General features: G+C 46.1%; 14 protein-coding genes. 7 read left to right on the top strand and 7 right to left on the bottom strand.

From position 1 onward, the window contains the following. The first annotated feature begins 1 nt into the window (after nucleotide 1). The 6 genes from B4F66_RS08785 to B4F66_RS08810 all read left to right on the top strand — a co-directional run bounded on the left by B4F66_RS08785 (nucleotide 2) and on the right by B4F66_RS08810 (nucleotide 4,343). On the top strand, nucleotides 2–1,066 hold the full coding sequence (locus tag B4F66_RS08785; protein WP_292354807.1) for an ABC transporter ATP-binding protein: 1,065 nt from the start codon (nucleotides 2–4) through the stop codon (nucleotides 1,064–1,066). A 126-nt stretch (nucleotides 1,067–1,192) separates the two neighbouring features. Next, the gene (locus B4F66_RS08790) at nucleotides 1,193–1,888 is read left to right on the top strand and encodes a MotA/TolQ/ExbB proton channel family protein (protein WP_292354809.1); all 696 of its coding nucleotides are present in this window, start codon (nucleotides 1,193–1,195) and stop codon (nucleotides 1,886–1,888) included. Next, complete coding sequence (locus B4F66_RS08795) at nucleotides 1,878–2,276, top strand: ExbD/TolR family protein (protein WP_292354811.1); 399 nt, start codon at nucleotides 1,878–1,880, stop codon at nucleotides 2,274–2,276. The genes B4F66_RS08790 and B4F66_RS08795 overlap by 11 nt, the downstream gene beginning before the upstream one ends. Continuing rightward, a complete protein-coding gene (locus B4F66_RS08800; RefSeq protein WP_292354813.1) occupies nucleotides 2,273–2,704 on the top strand; it encodes an ExbD/TolR family protein in 432 nt (143 codons plus the stop codon). The genes B4F66_RS08795 and B4F66_RS08800 overlap by 4 nt, the downstream gene beginning before the upstream one ends. Beyond that, complete coding sequence (locus B4F66_RS08805) at nucleotides 2,697–3,518, top strand: energy transducer TonB (RefSeq protein ID WP_292354815.1); 822 nt, start codon at nucleotides 2,697–2,699, stop codon at nucleotides 3,516–3,518. The genes B4F66_RS08800 and B4F66_RS08805 overlap by 8 nt, the downstream gene beginning before the upstream one ends. Nucleotides 3,519–3,575: 57 nt before the next feature. Further along, on the top strand, nucleotides 3,576–4,343 hold the full coding sequence (locus tag B4F66_RS08810) for an ATP-binding protein (RefSeq protein WP_278361252.1): 768 nt from the start codon (nucleotides 3,576–3,578) through the stop codon (nucleotides 4,341–4,343). Here the strand turns inward: B4F66_RS08810 and B4F66_RS08815 are convergent. The 7 genes from B4F66_RS08815 to B4F66_RS08845 all read right to left on the bottom strand — a co-directional run bounded on the left by B4F66_RS08815 (nucleotide 4,340) and on the right by B4F66_RS08845 (nucleotide 14,631). Next, nucleotides 4,340–5,635, bottom strand: a complete 1,296-nt coding sequence (locus tag B4F66_RS08815; RefSeq protein ID WP_278361253.1) for a sensor histidine kinase — start codon at nucleotides 5,633–5,635, stop codon at nucleotides 4,340–4,342. The genes B4F66_RS08810 and B4F66_RS08815 overlap by 4 nt on opposite strands. After that, on the bottom strand, nucleotides 5,625–6,302 hold the full coding sequence (locus B4F66_RS08820) for a response regulator transcription factor (RefSeq protein ID WP_278361254.1): 678 nt from the start codon (nucleotides 6,300–6,302) through the stop codon (nucleotides 5,625–5,627). The genes B4F66_RS08815 and B4F66_RS08820 overlap by 11 nt, the downstream gene beginning before the upstream one ends. After that, a complete protein-coding gene (locus tag B4F66_RS08825) occupies nucleotides 6,299–9,457 on the bottom strand; it encodes an efflux RND transporter permease subunit (protein ID WP_292354819.1) in 3,159 nt (1,052 codons plus the stop codon). Before B4F66_RS08825 ends, B4F66_RS08820 begins: the two co-directional genes overlap by 4 nt. After that, entirely contained in the window at nucleotides 9,450–10,619 is a 1,170-nt protein-coding gene (locus B4F66_RS08830; RefSeq protein ID WP_292354820.1) for an efflux RND transporter periplasmic adaptor subunit, read from the bottom strand. Before B4F66_RS08830 ends, B4F66_RS08825 begins: the two co-directional genes overlap by 8 nt. After that, nucleotides 10,616–11,986, bottom strand: a complete 1,371-nt coding sequence (locus B4F66_RS08835; protein ID WP_292354822.1) for a TolC family protein — start codon at nucleotides 11,984–11,986, stop codon at nucleotides 10,616–10,618. The genes B4F66_RS08830 and B4F66_RS08835 overlap by 4 nt, the downstream gene beginning before the upstream one ends. A gap of 71 nt (nucleotides 11,987–12,057) precedes the next feature. After that, nucleotides 12,058–13,278, bottom strand: a complete 1,221-nt coding sequence (locus B4F66_RS08840; RefSeq protein ID WP_292354824.1) for a multidrug effflux MFS transporter — start codon at nucleotides 13,276–13,278, stop codon at nucleotides 12,058–12,060. 57 nt (nucleotides 13,279–13,335) lie between these two features. After that, complete coding sequence (locus B4F66_RS08845) at nucleotides 13,336–14,631, bottom strand: mechanosensitive ion channel family protein (RefSeq protein ID WP_292354826.1); 1,296 nt, start codon at nucleotides 14,629–14,631, stop codon at nucleotides 13,336–13,338. Nucleotides 14,632–14,996: 365 nt separating this feature from the next. On the opposite strand from B4F66_RS08845, the gene B4F66_RS08850 reads away from it, so the two are divergent. After that, a complete protein-coding gene (locus B4F66_RS08850; protein WP_292354827.1) occupies nucleotides 14,997–16,487 on the top strand; it encodes a SulP family inorganic anion transporter in 1,491 nt (496 codons plus the stop codon). The last annotated feature ends 12 nt before the right edge of the window (nucleotides 16,488–16,499 follow it).

Here is a 16,499-nt window from a genome sequence, read left to right on the forward strand (position 1 = left end):
TATGCTTGAAGCCACCATTAAGCAGCAACAGCCAATTCCACTGGAAGTACAACTAGAATGTGCCGCCGGAGAAATGCTGGCGTTAGTTGGACCTTCCGGTTCGGGCAAGACTACGGTGCTACGTTGTATAGCAGGTTTACATAAACCCCAACAAGGACTTATCCGCTCTCAAACAATCTGGTTCGATAGCAACCATGAACTTAACTACTCGCCACAACAGCGACGCGTGGGCATGGTGTTTCAAAATTATGCGTTATTTCCGCATTTGACCGTTATGCAGAATATTATGCTGGCCATGCAAACACCTCAGGAACATAAGGTAAGAGCGCTGCTGGAACAGGTGCATTTAAGTGGGTTGGAATCTCGTTTTCCTTCACAGTTATCCGGTGGACAGCAACAGCGGGTGGCATTAGCCAGAGCTTTGGCACGCGATCCGGAAGTTTTATTACTGGATGAGCCGTTTTCGGCAGTTGATAAAGTTACTCGTCGCAAACTCTATCTGGAGTTACATGCTTTACGCCGGCAATTATCGATGCCGATTATTCTGGTGACACATGATCTGGATGAAGCAGCGATGCTGGCCGATCAGATGTGTGTCATTCATCAGGGAAAAACCCTGCAGCAGGGTACGGTTGAAGATGTATTGAATCGGCCACAAAGCCTGAATGTGGCCAGATTGACCGATGCCCGTAATGTGTTTGAAGGGAAAATAGTGCTGGTCGAAGGTCAGAAAAAACTGCAATGGTGTGAGCAGTTGCTGGAGATAGCCGATACCGATTTCGCTGTGGGCAGCAACGTTTATTGGATTATTGCACCGAGTAAAATTCTGCTACATCAACGTCGTCGTCCTTCCCGGGGTGAGCAGGAGAATCCGGTGCAGGCGATAATTGACGATATGATTACCTTGCGCGGCATTACCACCGTGTTGATGAAAGTTACCGGACACAACCCGCTGTTGATACAGATGGATATTCCTGAGCATGTGGTAGAACGCAATCAATTACAACGTGGTGAACATATCGGACTGTCATTACTGCGGAATGCTATCCATTTGATAGAACAGTAAAAATATCGCGCCGGGTCGAAGATTTCTTTGCAAAGCTTAATGATAACTATTATCATTAATGCTGTTTTAATCAAAGGAACTTGTCGATGTTGGTAACTGCTATGACGTCTGTCCGGGGTCTGCTGCGTGATAAATGAGGTTGAAACACCATCTTTCTTGAAGTTGTTGCAGCAATTACTGGAAATTGGTGGCCCCGTTGTCTGGATTTTATTGGGGTTTTCGGTCATCGCGGTCAGCATTGTGTTAATCAAAATCTGGCAAATAATGTTGTTATCGCCAGAATCTACGACAACGGCCAAAAAAGCCATTTTGCTGTGGAAACAAAATGAACCGGAACAGGCACTCTCGCTGCTGAAAATCTCCAAGCCGCTGGATGAACTACTGGCACTTAGTATGGAAGGTCTTAGACAGGCCGAAATTCCTAAGGAGCTGCTGAAAGAAGAGTTACAGCGTGTTGCCAGTTTACGCATCAATCAACTACGCAGTTATCTGCGACCGCTGGAAGTGATTGCCAGTTTGAGTCCGTTATTAGGGTTGTTCGGAACTGTGCTCGGCATGATCCTGGCATTTCAGCAGATGGAACTGGCAGGCAGTCAGATCGATCCTTCGGTACTTTCCGGAGGTATATGGCAGGCGTTATTAACTACTGCAGTAGGGCTTGGAGTGGCGATACCAGCTGTTGTTGCCCATAACTGGCTGGATCGTAAAACAGAACGTGTCGCCGTTTTGATTAATGATGGTGTCACTCAGGTTTTTACCCATGCACCATTGATAAACACCTCAACAACAAAACCCGTTAACCACTATAAAAATGTTGCTTGAACAACCCCTGGCTGCAAAACGCCGGTTAATTAGCCTGACACCCTTAATTGATGTGGTATTCATCCTGTTACTGTTTTTTATGTTGTCTTCAGGATTTACCCATTGGCAGCAGCTGGATATTACAGCGGCCAGCGAATCCTACGATACCGATAAAATACTTACTCAGCACTCTCTACTGTTAACGGCCGCTGGTGAGTATGAGTACGATAATCGACGCTATCCTGTATCAGAGCTCACACCGATAAAACAGCAACTTGCTGAAGATCCTTCCGGGATTTTTGTTGTGTCAGTTGCTGAAGCCGTAACAACACAACAAATGATTGATTTTATCGATCAGTTAAAAGCCATCGGAATCGACAAAGTCAGTCTGGCAGGGTTAGCTATATGACCCTTATTCCCATCCGTAGAGCCCCAGGCAATCAGCTTGATGACAATATGATCCCATTGATTAATATTGTGTTCCTGATGTTGATTTTTTTTATGATCGCGGGTCAATTAAGCAGCAGTGAACTGCTGAAAATCCAACCTCCAACATCTCATCAGCAATCAGCTCTGCAAGAACACGATGCCATTTTGTTCGTGTCAGCTAAAGGCCCGTTGGCGATGGATGATGTGTTTTTGGAAGTCAGTGCGTTAACTGAAATCTTAAAGCAGAAAATAGCCGAAACTAACGATATCCAGTCTTTTAAATTACTGGTGAAAGCTGATGCAGCCGTGCCGGCCATTGAGTTAACAGATTTACTTAAACAAGTGCGTGCCGCCGGAGTATTGAAAGTTTCTTTGGCCACCCAAACTCAGACCAGCCGAAATGATTAAATTTCGTTACTGGTTTCTGGCTATTTTAAGTGCCATGTCGATTCATGTGTTTGCTTTTGGTATGTATACAATTAAATATCCTCACCAGCTGCAACCTGTTGCGCCGGTTGATGAAGTCGGTATTGAAATTGATATCAGCATGCTTGAACCCACCACCATGGAAAAACAACAGGCCACCGCGGTAGCAGAAAAAAAGACAGTTATTGAAGAAAAATCGGCAATTAGCCAGGTTCAGGAACCTGATACTGCTCCCGTTCCAGTGGAACACAAAACCAGTAGAACAGAAGTGGTAAAACCATTACAGCAAACCGACATAAAAAAGGCAGTCAACTCTGCGCCACCGGAGGATAAACTTGAACTCAAGCAGAATACATCAGAAATCCTTGCCGCTACGTCTGACCCAGCCCAAATAAATACAGCTAATTCTGAAAAACAGCTGGAGAAAACGCAAATTGCCGATCAGGGCGAAGCTGCCGAGAGCAGTTCAATATTGAGTCAGGCTGACGCTGCGTTGCAACAAGCCGCACAACAGACCTATTTCAATTTGCTGGCCAGAACGCTGGCAGAACAAAAACGTTATCCTGGTATTTCCAGACGCCGTGGTGAACAGGGTGTCGTGCAGTTATTCTTTGTGGTCACCCGCAATGGCCACATTAGAGAATCGCGTATTGAGGCCAGTTCGGGATATCAGCGGCTGGATCGGGCGGTGCTGGAAATGTTGGAAAAAGCTCAGCCGTTACCGGCTTTTCCAGATGAGATGTCGCAACAGCAACTGGAAGTGAAAGTGCCGATCGCATTTGAATTAAGCAGTTGACGTGAATCCAACCAAGATAACATCATAGCGTTTAGTTTGACCACAGGAAGATAGTAGATGAATAACCTGGATTGGCATCAAATACATGCTGCCGTTTGGCGTGCGCACAGCCAAAAACTTAAAGCTATTACCCGTTTGGATCCTGTTCAACTGGATCAGCTCATCGGTATTGAGCAGCAAAAGCAGCAACTGGTGGAAAATACCCGTCGTTTTGTTGAGGGAGAAACCAGTAATCATGCTCTGTTATGGGGGGCACGGGGGACAGGTAAATCATCACTGATTAAAGCGGTGTTAAACCAGTTTGCCGATCAGGGATTACGTATTCTGCAGATTGATAAAGCTGAACTTAACTGGTTACCGGAAATTCTGGATGATTTGGAAGACAGACCTTTTCGCTTTGTGATCTTCTGTGATGATTTGTCATTTGAACAGGGTGATGAGGGCTTCAAACCGCTTAAAAGTCTGCTGGAAGGTGGATTGGAATTACCGCCAGAACATGTACGGATTTATGCCACGTCAAATCGTCGACATCTGATGCCCGAGCAGCAATCTGAGAACCAGGCGAGTCGTGTGGTTGATGGTGAGGTTCACTATACTGACAGCCTTGAAGACAAACTAGCCTTATCAGACCGCTTTGGTCTGTGGCTGTCGTTTTATCCACCTAGTTGGGATACCTACCTGGACATGGTTGACAGCCTGTTTGTGAATATCACTGTTGATCGGGATTTATTGCATGAACAGGCCAAGCAATTTGCCATGCGTCGGGCCAGCCATAGTGGACGCACGGCAATACAGTTTTATCGTCAGTTTGTCAGTAAAAGCTAATTGGTATCCGGTGGTGTGATATCGAGTATCACATTGTGGCCATTTTCATTGGCAATATTCTGATAAGACCAGCCGAGTTTTTCGGTTAATTGAGCAGTGAGTTGCAGGCCGAGACCAAAGCCCAGTTCAGTCGGTGCTACATCAATATCAGCATTGAACTGTCGATTTACAATACTGATCTGGGAGCCCTGTTGGCTGATAATTACCTCACCTTCCCAGGTATGCTGAAATGCATTGCGTATCAGATTCCCTAAGACAATTCGTGCTGCCACGGCACTGATTGAACATTGATAGGGGTGGGTTTCCACAATAAGTTCAACGGTTTTATCGCGCAACAGATAACGCATTTCTGCGGTGATTTCCAACAACAGCTTATCAATCTCTACTACTGATTCAGGTAGTTTTTCATGGTCTTCGCGGCTTAACCATAGCAAGGTTTCGGTGAGATGCTGCATGGTAATACTGGCACGATCAATCCGATCGGCAATATCCCTTTGCATCGGGTTCAAACTGGAAGCGGTCTGTTGTAATACTTTGTACTGCAACTCGATATTATTACGAATAACGCTGATAGGCGTACGCAGTTCATGGCTTGTATAACGCAGGAAGCGGTGCTCACGATCCAGGCTACGCTGAACTGATGACAGACTGTTCTGGATTAATCTGGCCATTTGATTGAGTTCCGGATACAGAAAGTCCGGTGGCGGCTGGGAAAGATTCTCCGGGGTTAATGATTGTGTCCAGTTATTCAGCCGGGCTACTGGTGTCGAGATACTCCGCATCAATAGCCAGGTGATCAGCATTAGCGTCAAGGCAATTAATGCACTGACGCCTAATAATAAACGCATGCTATCGGCCATATTACGACCTACCAGGCTGGATACATTCTCCCGGGAGAGCGTTCTGCTGATATAAACCGACTGGTTTTCCAAATCGACTTTGAGGGCAAAATAGACTTTGTCCGGGCGTTCAAACCAGTGAGAATCATCTCGCTTGATTAATTCACCACTGCGCGTTGGGGGATCAGTAAACACCTGTCGAATGTCTGCAGGTTGTGCCTCCCATCGTCTGGATAACTGACTACCGCGAAAATTAACCAGTTCATTTTCCGCCAGGGGTTTGTTACTGGCAAGATAGGTCAGCGCAGCGTTTTCCATCCCGCCTGTCACAATATTATCCATGCCACGAATAAAAAAATGGGCGCTTAATAATGAATAACCGAGCACAATGGTGCCGCCAAATAATAAAAAGCTTAAGGTTATTAGTCGTTTAAGACTTATTTTAGCTTTCATTATCAGCCCTGATGGCAATGCCAATACCCGGGATAGTCTGAAGTAATCCTGTATCAAAGCCTCCATCAATCGTTTTACGTAAATGATGCAGATGCACTTTCAGACTGTCACTGTCCGGCACTTCCTCACCCCATATTGCTATCTCCAGTCGTTGCCGGCTGACCACATTGGGTGATTCCCGTAGCAGCAACTCCAGAATTCGCCAGCCGATAGGGGATAGATGCAGGTTGATATCGGCTCTGCTGAGTTGGCGTTGCTGTAAATTCATTTGCAGATCGCCACAACGCAATAATTGTGTCTGACCACTGCGTCTGCGTGATAATGCCTGAATACGCATTACCAGCTCTTTTAGTTCAAACGGTTTAACCAGATAATCGTCGGTACCGGCGGCAAAACCTGCCTGTTTATCAATAAGCTGATCGCGGGCAGTGAGCATTAAAACGGGGATATCTGAACCTTCACTACGCAGACGCTCACACACTGTCAAACCATCAATACGTGGCAGATTCAGATCCAGCAACAGCACATCATAATAATTCTGTTCTAATAAATTCAGACCTGCAGCGCCATTACTGGCATGATCGCAGCTGATGGTCTCCAGTTGCAGATAATCCATCACGGTTTGCGCCAGATCGAGATCATCTTCAATAAGTAATACACTAATCATGATGCCGGTCCTTGTTCTGTTGCGGGTAATACCACTTTGCTACCACGATGAAAATATTGCGCCACATCATGCTGAATCATCAATAACAACGGAATCAATATCAAGGTAATCACGGTGGCGAACATAATGCCATAGGCCAATGATACCGCCGCTGGAATAAGGAACTGTGCCTGCCTGGACGTTTCGCCTAATAATGGCATCAGTCCGGCAAAGGTGGTGAAAGAGGTCAGTAATACCGCTCTCAAACGATCTCTGGCCGATAACATAATGGCCTGACGTATATCGGTATATTCCTGTTTTAAATCATTAAATCTTGAGACCAATAACAGACTGTCATTCACCACAACACCACTCAGAGCGATAATACCGTTGAGCGATAATATTCCCAATGACAGATCATTCATCCAGTGCCCGAGTAAAGCGCCGACAATACCAAACGGTATAGCGGTCATGATTAAAAGCGGTTGAATATAGGATTTCAATGGTATAGCCAACAGCATATAAATGCCCAGCATGGCCAGTAAAAACAAATTTAACATTGAAGATTGTGTTTCTTCCTGTTCCGCCGCTTCACCGGCAAAATAGATGGTCAGACCTGGATATTTGGCTTCCAGCTGGGGTACAACATCCCGTTTTAACTGAGCAACAAATTCGGTGATGGAGAGTAAATCCTTATCTACATCAGCGGATAGATAGATGGCTCGCTTGGCATCAATCCGGGTAATGCTGTCACGGGTAAAGCCATAACTGACATCAGCCACACTGGATAACGGAATAACCGTGCCATCCTCCAGTCTGACTCTGGATTTCAACACATCAGCGGGGTTTTGTCGGTCTGCTTCCGGGTAACGGACTTTGACTTCAATTTCATCGCTGTTTCGCTGGTAACGCTGCACGACCTGTCCGCTAAAGCCCTGCAGGATCTGTCTGGCAAGTTCATCGGTACTGAGACCCAATGCACGGCCCTGCTGATTGAGTTTAAGTTGTAACTGAGGTTGACCGGGTTGCAGATTATCTTCCAAACCAATAATACCCGGCATTGGTTCCAGTAATTTATACAATTCTGCGCCTGCCAGCGTCAGAACATCATCATCGTTGGAACGTAACTCCACCCGCAATGCATCATCTGCCTGGCGGCCACTCTGGATCCGTAAACTGCGTACAGCTTCCGGCATTCCAACCCGCTTTTCCCATTCTCTGCGAAACTCAACCAAATCATAAGGTGAATTTTCGGCCAACTCTACCGTGACGCCACCACTGTGATCCGCCTGGGATATCAGTTGCAGATTGGCTATACCGGTAGTGTTTGCATCCTTATCAGCTTGCAGAGCCTTATCGGTTTCATAGGCTGTGCGTTCCATCATCAGCAGGGTTTCGTGGGTGCGACCAAAGCTGACATCTTTATGCATGGCAATGCTGGCCCGTACTGTATCGCCCGGAATGGATGGAAAGAAACTCATTCGGATATTGCCATTAAACGGCATTGAAAACACGATGATAAATATCATCATGAAGACCATTATTACGCCATAGCGAAACCGCAAACCAAACTCAATGGCCGGTTGATAGATTTTTTCAGCAAACCACTGTAGACCGCCATCAGCCCCTTGCTGAACTTTTCGCCATCCAGTGGCCAGTATGTTTTGTGAAGGTTTTTTATGAGTGTTTAAATGCGCCAGATGCGCGGGTAGAATTAATTTCGACTCAACCAACGACATCATCAGGGCAATGGCAACTACCGCTGCAAACTGCGAATAGAGTTCGCCGAGCCGACCTTCAATTTGTGATAATGCAAAAAAAGCCACCACCGTGGTAAAAACGCCAAACATTGTGGGTACGGCAACTCTCATCGTACCTTTAATGGTATTACGTAACGTGTCACCTTCCCGGGATCGAACGCTATAAATACTTTCACCGACCACCACCGCATCATCGACAATAATGCCCAGAGCCATCAAAAAGCCGAAAGTGGTAAAGGAGTTGAGCGATAAACCGGCATAAGAGTCGCCCATAAAAAATAAGGTGCCGAGAAATACAAATGGCAGTCCCATTGCTACCCAGAAGGCGACAGTCAGGTTTAAAAATACTGCAAGCAACACAAACACCAGCACGATGCCGGTCAGTGCATTTTTAATCAATAAACTCAGACGATCCATAATGCTGGTACTTCGGTCATACCAGGTGGCCAGTTCGACCTGAGCCGGCAATTTATTACTGTTTTGCCAGACTTCCACCACATCATAGGCATCGGCTACAGAGTCGGCGATATCATCCAGTCCGGTGGTCACCACCTGAACCCCGATACTTTCTTTAGCCTGAAATCTCGACAATATGGAGGTATCATCATCAAAGCTATCAAGAATATCGGCTACATCACCTAGCAGGATTTGCTGTCCGTTATCGCCGGTCAGTAACGGGATATTGGCAAAATCCTCCTTTAAATACGCCTGTTCGGAAGCATTAAGCTGCAGATAAATACTTTCATTACGTAATACCGCTGTTAGTGGGGTGGACGAATTGGTGTTAATCGCATTTTCAACATCCGTTAATGACAGACCGTAGGATTGCAAACGGCCATCATCAATTTCGATCATCATCATCGGATCCAGCCAACCGGAGATGGTCACCCGGTTGATGGTTGACTTGGTGAGTAGATCGGCTTTAAGAGATTCGGCAAGTTGCTGCAGGGTATGGCGATCGGTATCACCGTAGAGTTGCAGCCAGATAGCATGTTCTTCACGTTCAGCTTTGCTGATAACAGGATTTTTAGCCTCTGTCGGAAAGGTCGATATGGCATCCACCTGCGCTTTTACATCACGCATCAGGATGTCGAGATCATAACCACTCTGCATTTCCACCGTGACGGTGACCCCACTGCGAGTCGACTCACTGGTAATGGTTTTAATCCCGATGATGCCTTCCAGCTGCTCTTCAATTTTGATTGCCAGACCTTCCTCGGACAGTTTCGCCGAACCGCTGTCGTAGGAAATAGAAATAGTCAGGCTGTCCGGTTCGCTGCTGGGAAAAGCCTCCTTACGCAGATCACCCACCGACATTAAGCCGAGGATAATCACCACTAACATTAATAAATTGGCGGCGACCGGATTGGTGGCAAACCAGCCGATAATACCGCTACGGCCGATGAGCTTACTCATTATTTACTATCTCAATCGGGGCCACGGCCATGCCTTCTACATAACTGCTGATAGGCTGTAACAAAATCTGTTGGGGAAAATCAGCCAGTTGTTGCGGTGGGCGTATATAAATGTAGTTTTCATCACTGAAAACAGGCGAGGTGGGGAATTTTGCAAGAATATTGTCGGCCGTTACGTACCATATCTCGCCCCGTTGACTAAGACTGGTCGTTGGGACCTGCCATAGATTATCCATCTGACGTCCTGCCAGACTGACTTCAACAAATACCCCCGGATAAAGAGCAGGTTGCTGATCCAACGGTTTATCTACCCCGACAATCAACGAACGTTGTCGAGTAGTACCATCCAGATGTTGTTCAATCCGCAGAACTTTTCCCTGCCAGGTAGCTGCACCTTCAACCGCCTGCAGAATCACCGGCCAATCACCTGTGGTTAAAGTACTGGCATCCGGCAGACTCTGCCATTCACGATCCGACAGCGAGACTTTTACTTCAACCCAGTCAGTGCTGTAGAGGGATGCCACCTGGGTTCCGGTTTGCAGATAACTGCCAGGTGAGACATCGCGGCTGATCACTAATGCATCAAACGGGGCTTTGATCAGGCTTTGCTGTATGTCTTTTTCAGCGCTGGTTAATAATGCTTCAGCATTGGCAACACTTGCCGCTGCACTGGCTAATTGAGGAATACGTAATACCAGTTCCGAATCAGGATCTCCTTCCAAACCGGAAGCCAGCCATTCTGCCTTTGCTTGCAAGCCTTGCCGTTCTTCCTGTAGATAAGCGAGCCGTGCTTCCGCCAGTTGTTGTTTGGCTGCGGCCACCGCTGCACGGTAATCACTGTTTTCCAGACGCAGCATCTGTTCGCCTTTTTTCAGGCGGTAGCCGGTTTCAAACTGTGGCGATATCTGTTCGACTTGTCCGGCAACCTGCGTGGTCAGATTTATTGTGTAATGGGGTTCTGTGGCACCAAAGGCACTGACACGTGATCGATGCGTAGCCGGCTCAACCGTTTTTACAGAGACTTCAGGTCGTATTTCTGGGACTTCACGGACAGGTAACGAACGGTTGGCAAAACGATTAATTTGATATTGACTCAGAAAATAAACACCAACTAATACAAGCAGTGCACCCAGAAACACCAGCCATTGAACAAATTTGGTCATGCTCTAACCTCCAGCCCCAAAGCCAGTCCCAGTGAGATACGATTTAATAAACGCTGGTAAATCAGATCATCAAGTTGTGCCTGCAAGTCATAGGTCTGCTGTTGCACGGTTAACAGATCCAGAATAGTAAATAAGCCACTACGATAATTAGCCTGATACTGTTGCAGATTATTTTCCGCACTCGCCAAAGCGGTTTCGATATGTTGCTGGCGTTTAAGCAAAGCCTGTTCCTGACTTAAAGCCTGCTCAATTTCTGTTACTGCATTAAGCAAAGTGTCACGATATTGCTGATAGGCAATTGCTGTATCCAATTCGCTAATTTCTGCCTCAGCACGTAACTGTCCGCCCTGATATAACGGTGCGGTTAACTGGCCCAGTAAACTCCATACCGGGGAAGTAAATAAACTGGCGCGTGGAGAGCTGCTGACATCTTCTAACACTGCCTGCAGATTCAGACTGGGTAACAAGTCTTTATAGGCAACCTCGGTCCGGGCACTGGCCGCTTGAATGGCCGCATAAGCCGCTAACAGATCCGGCCGACGATTCAATGATTGTTGGGGCAGATCAATTTCCGGAATGGCTACTTCGGGATAATTAATGGGGAGAGTAAACTGTGGATTATCTACCTGCCCAATAAGGGTTTTCAGCTGAATAGATTGCTGGCGATAGTTTTCAGTTAAGCTCTCCACACTGGCTGAAGAGGTGGCGACCGCGCTACGAGCAAGATCCAGGTCTTCAAGCGTGCCCAGCCCTTGGCGATAACGTTGCAAAATAAAGCTTTCGGTTTGCTGCAGACTGTCATTGCGTTGCTGTTCAATATTAATCGCTCGTTGCTGGGCAATCAGTGTTAGCCAGACCTGCATGACTTCAGCAGCCAGCGTGTCACGTGCTGACTGATAAAGCAGGTTTTGTTCGGTGATATCAAGCTCTGCCGCACGTTCATTATCGGCCAGTTTTCCCCATAAATCGGCTTGCCAGCTGACACTGAGATCAGCACCAAAACTGGCATCAGTATCACTACTGTTCAGTGCCGAAAATCCGCTGCTGATAATTGGGCGCTTTTCGGCTGAAGCTTGAGTCAGTTGTGATTGACGGATCTGTAAGGTGAGCAAGGTTTGTTGCAGACTGGGATTGGATTTCATTGCTGTTTGCAATAATCTGTCAAACATATCGGTATCGATCAAATCATTCAGATAAGCGACGTCGGTTTGTTGCGGAAAATTCTGCCATTTTTCAACGCGTTGCTGCTCTGCAGATATTAACGCTGCATAATCCGGTTGCTCTGGAGTGATACTGCATGCAGTAAGCATCAGTAATGGCAGAAAAACCAGTTTTTTTAAATAATGTTGTCGGCTGTTAACGTTCACCTGATAACGCGCTCCCTAGAGATGAGTGTCAATATGACAGTCAATCTAGTTGTTTGAGGGTTAATGCAACGTTAACAGCCGTTTTTTATTTGCGAATTATTACGACAGCTACGCAAAATCAATGTTTTAAGAGTGAGTCCTGAAACTGCACAGCCGGTCATGACGGTAATCATTGGCCAAAGACTGCCATCACCCAGGGAACTGACCAGTAAGCCACTGGCTGCACCCGATAAAAAACCAAACGAGCCCAGCACAGCAGTGGCGGTAGCACTGCTGCGTGGAAAGAATTCCACAGTACTGGCGATGGCATTGGAGACGATAAGCGCCTGCGATCCAATAAATATCATGATGCCAAAAACTATCATGCTTAATGACGGATCTGGACTGATCAGAATATACATGAGCATCAATACGCCGGTAATGACCTGGATAATTTGTCCAAGTCTTAACAGGCAGGGCGGATCGTAAAAAAATAATAATCTGACGTTAATGCGATTGACTACAATCATCATCACCACATTAATGCCAAACAAGAACGGATAGACCGAAGCTGAAACACCAAAATAGACCATATATACCGATGGTGAGGCGGTAATAAAACTAAATAGACCTCCATAGGTAAAACTTTGTGCTGCAAGATAGGCCAATGCTTTCCGGTGCGACAATACTTCGATATAGCGTCGTAACGCTGATGTCTTGTGGGTACTGATTTGTCGGGTTTCTGGCAAAAGGCGATGCAATAGCAGTCCGATGAGCAATGCATAGACAAATAACACAATAAAAATAGAATGCCAGCCAGCGAGATAAAGACAAAGGGTGCCGATTAGCGGGGCAATCAATGGGGCAATCATCATAATAATGGCCATATGTGAGAGATAGCGTGCGCTGTCCCGACCACTGCTGATATCACGAATTACAGCCGAGGAGTTAACGATTGCCATACCACCACCAATGGCCTGAATGACTCGCCATATCCATAATCCATAAAGGGTATGGCTGAGCACAATGCCCATGCTGGCAATGCAGAACAAGGTGAGACCAACAAAGATGACACGACGCCGACCAAAGTGATCGGACAAAGGCCCGCCGGTCAACTGACCGACAGCAAAACCGGCCAGAAATAAACTCAGTGAAAGTTCAATATCGTGAATGCTGACAGCGAATTCAGATGCCATCAATGGCATTGCTGGCAGATAGGCATCAATTGCCAATGGGGCAATAGCCGTTAATCCGGCCAAAAGCAGAATAAGCTGAGCTACGTTATGTTTATCGGTGGAAAGATTTCTATCCATTTTTAATCAGTCAGCTTTCTCTGATGTAGCAACCGGGCGAATTAAGTCAATAATGATTTAATCTTGTTTTTTTGGGGCGTCTCCCAAAGCTGGACTGACTGAAGGATCCTGCTGAGGCAATGGCTGTGGTCTAAGTTCACGCATATCAAAGCCACTAGGTTGCTGAAACACCCGTAAACCAAATTCCGGCATAATTGCCAACAGATGGTCAAAAATATCTGATGCAATGCCTTCGTATTCAATCCAGTTGGTGGTATTGGTAAAACAGTAAATCTCTAACGGCAGACCATTGGCCGTTGGTTCAAGTTGCCTGGACATCAATGTATAGTTCTGATGAATGCTGGGATGATTCTTCAGATAATTGGCGACATAAGCCCGGAAACTGCCAATATTGGTAATTCTTCGGGTATTAACGGGTTCTTTACCCCATTCCGCTAATTGTTGATTCCATTCATCAATATCTTTCTGTTTCTGCTTTAAATAGTCGTTCATCAGGCTGAAACGGTGTAGTTTTTTGCATTCATCCTCTGACAGAAAATGAATACTTTGCTGATCAATCAAAAGACTGCGTTTAATCCTGCGCCCACCAGCTTCCTGCATACCACGCCAGTTTTTAAACGGATCGGTCAGAAACCGTTTGGTGGGGATGACGCTGATGGTTTTATCCCAGTTCTGCACTTTAACAGTATGTAGCGCGATATCGATAACATCGCCGTCAGCATTGAGCGGGGCCATTTCAATCCAGTCACCAACCCGGATCAAATCATTTGAACTGATTTGCACACTGGCAACCAGTGACAGCAATGTGTCCTGAAAGATCAACAGTAATACCGCGGCCATTGCACCCAAACCGGATAACAATATTAATGGCGAACGGTCAATCAGGGAGGCAATCATCAGAATCGCCGCAATCGCATAAATAGCGATTTTGAGTACCTGGATATAACCTTTAATCGGTTTCAAGTGTGCATCAGGGCGTTTGTTATACGCCTCATTGACAATGGTCAGTAAACTGCCAATACCAAGCGCAATGGTTAATACAATAAATGCTGTAGTGACATTCTGTACTACTGCCACGGCGACGGGCGAAATGTTCGGAATGATGACGATCCCGGCGGAGAGGATAAGCGCCGGTACAATATTCGCCATGCGCCGGATAAAAGAGGAATCCGCTAGAGAAGAATAACGGCCTAACTCACTGTTTTTGAGAATGCGATAGACGCCGCGAACCAGAATACGCTTGACCAGCCAGTTAGCGACCCATGAGATCAGGATCAACAAGCTCAGGCCAATCAACGTGTAGAGATGAGGGTAGTTCTCCAGCCATTCAGTTATAAGAGTGTAGCTTTCCACTTTGTGCTCCGCAGCTTTGCATCAGGGGCAGATTGTAGCATTCAAACGGCCCAGAAATCTGGGGCATAAGGCGTTGTTTAAGTTGGCAAGGTTTCCGTAAAGTTTTGAAGGCCCAGTAAATTACTGTATATTGGCGTGTTTTCCAAACAAGCCCAATTATTGACGTGAAGCGTAATCCACCCTAGCGTATTACTTCCCCCTGGACCTTTCTGGTCCGTGATGTTTAACACATCGTCTCCGCCAAAAATGCGGTTGTGCAGGTCATAACCACAGTTTAATGAAAGCTGCCGAAATCATAATGTCACGCAGCTTGGCAATAATTTGTTATCTGAAAAAAAATCTTTTGAACGCAGGAAACTGAATTAATGTTGCAAAACCTTAAACGAGATTGGTTTTCCAATGTCCGTGCCGATTTGATCGCCGGTATTGTTGTTGCTTTGGCGCTTATCCCTGAAGCCATCGCCTTTTCTATTATTGCTGGTGTTGATCCCAAAGTGGGTTTGTACGCTTCCTTTTGTATTGCAGTCATTATTTCCATCGTGGGTGGACGTCCAGGAATGATCTCTGCTGCCACTGCGGCGATGGCGGTATTAATGGTGACATTGGTTAAAGAGCATGGTTTGGAATACCTGTTGGCAGCCACTTTGCTTACCGGGATTATCCAGATAGTAATGGGCTATTTAAAACTGGGAAATTTAATGCGGTTTGTTTCACGCTCAGTGGTGACAGGCTTTGTTAACGCGCTGGCTATTTTGATTTTTATGGCGCAATTACCAGAGTTGACGAATGTTACCTGGCACGTTTATGTCATGACAGCTGCTGGGCTGGGCATTATTTATCTCTTTCCCTATATTCCTACAATTGGCCGTTTATTACCTTCTCCATTAGTCACTATTATCGTGCTGACTGTTGTTGCAGTTGTGTTTAATATCGATATCCGCACGGTAGGTGATATGGGCGATTTACCCGATACTTTGCCTATTTTTCTATGGCCCGATGTACCATTAACTTTTGAAACACTGGCTATTATTTTCCCTTATGCGATGGCCTTAGCTGTCGTTGGTTTATTGGAATCAATGATGACGGCCACCATTGTTGATGATTTAACCGATACCTCCAGTGATAAAAACCGAGAATGTAAAGGTCAGGGTGTTGCGAATATCGGTTCAGGGCTTTTGGGTGGTATGGCTGGCTGTGCGATGATTGGTCAGTCAATTATCAATATCAAGTCAGGTGGGCGAGGACGATTGTCAACGATGACCGCCGGTCTGTTTTTATTGTTTATGGTTTTGGTTCTGGACGATCTGCTGGTTCAGATTCCCATGGCTGCTTTGGTAGCGGTAATGATCATGGTTTCGATTGGTACCTTTTCATGGGCATCAATACGAGACCTGAAAAAACATCCGCTTTCAACCAATATCGTCATGGTGGTCACGGTAATGGTTGTTGTTGCAACACATAACCTGGCCATTGGGGTGTTTGTTGGTGTGTTACTGGCTGCCTTGTTTTTTGCCAACAAAGTTGCTCACTTTATGGTGGTCAAAAGCGATCTCAGTGAACAGGATACTAAGCGACGCTATGAAATCAGAGGTCAGATCTTCTTTGCATCATCGGATAAATTTGCTGCGGCTTTTGATTTTAAAGAAGCACTGGATACCGTCGAGATTGATTTGAGCCATGCCCACTTTTGGGATATCACCGCTGTTTCTGCACTGGATAAGGTAGTGCTCAAATTCCGTCGTGAAGGTACTGAAGTGGAGCTGGTTGGCATGAATGAAGCCACCGCGACGATTGTCGACAGATTTGGTGTGCACGATAAGCCAGAAGAAGTCGAAAAAATACTCGCCGGTCACTAATAAGTAGAGGAT

The sequence above is a fragment of the Methylophaga sp. UBA3603 genome (assembly GCF_002375335.1).
In the GTDB taxonomy this organism is placed as follows: Bacteria; Pseudomonadota; Gammaproteobacteria; order Nitrosococcales; family Methylophagaceae; genus Methylophaga.

Coding starts and splice junctions, on each gene's coding strand:
- B4F66_RS08850 (WP_292354827.1), top strand. CDS start 14,997: ATGTTGCAAAACCTTAAACGAGATTGGTTTTCCAATGTCCGTGCCGAT.
- B4F66_RS08840 (WP_292354824.1), bottom strand. CDS start 13,278: ATGGATAGAAATCTTTCCACCGATAAACATAACGTAGCTCAGCTTATT.
- B4F66_RS08785 (WP_292354807.1), top strand. CDS start 2: ATGCTTGAAGCCACCATTAAGCAGCAACAGCCAATTCCACTGGAAGTA.
- B4F66_RS08810 (WP_278361252.1), top strand. CDS start 3,576: ATGAATAACCTGGATTGGCATCAAATACATGCTGCCGTTTGGCGTGCG.
- B4F66_RS08820 (WP_278361254.1), bottom strand. CDS start 6,302: ATGATTAGTGTATTACTTATTGAAGATGATCTCGATCTGGCGCAAACC.
- B4F66_RS08795 (WP_292354811.1), top strand. CDS start 1,878: ATGTTGCTTGAACAACCCCTGGCTGCAAAACGCCGGTTAATTAGCCTG.
- B4F66_RS08815 (WP_278361253.1), bottom strand. CDS start 5,635: ATGAAAGCTAAAATAAGTCTTAAACGACTAATAACCTTAAGCTTTTTA.
- B4F66_RS08825 (WP_292354819.1), bottom strand. CDS start 9,457: ATGAGTAAGCTCATCGGCCGTAGCGGTATTATCGGCTGGTTTGCCACC.
- B4F66_RS08800 (WP_292354813.1), top strand. CDS start 2,273: ATGACCCTTATTCCCATCCGTAGAGCCCCAGGCAATCAGCTTGATGAC.
- B4F66_RS08805 (WP_292354815.1), top strand. CDS start 2,697: ATGATTAAATTTCGTTACTGGTTTCTGGCTATTTTAAGTGCCATGTCG.
- B4F66_RS08830 (WP_292354820.1), bottom strand. CDS start 10,619: ATGACCAAATTTGTTCAATGGCTGGTGTTTCTGGGTGCACTGCTTGTA.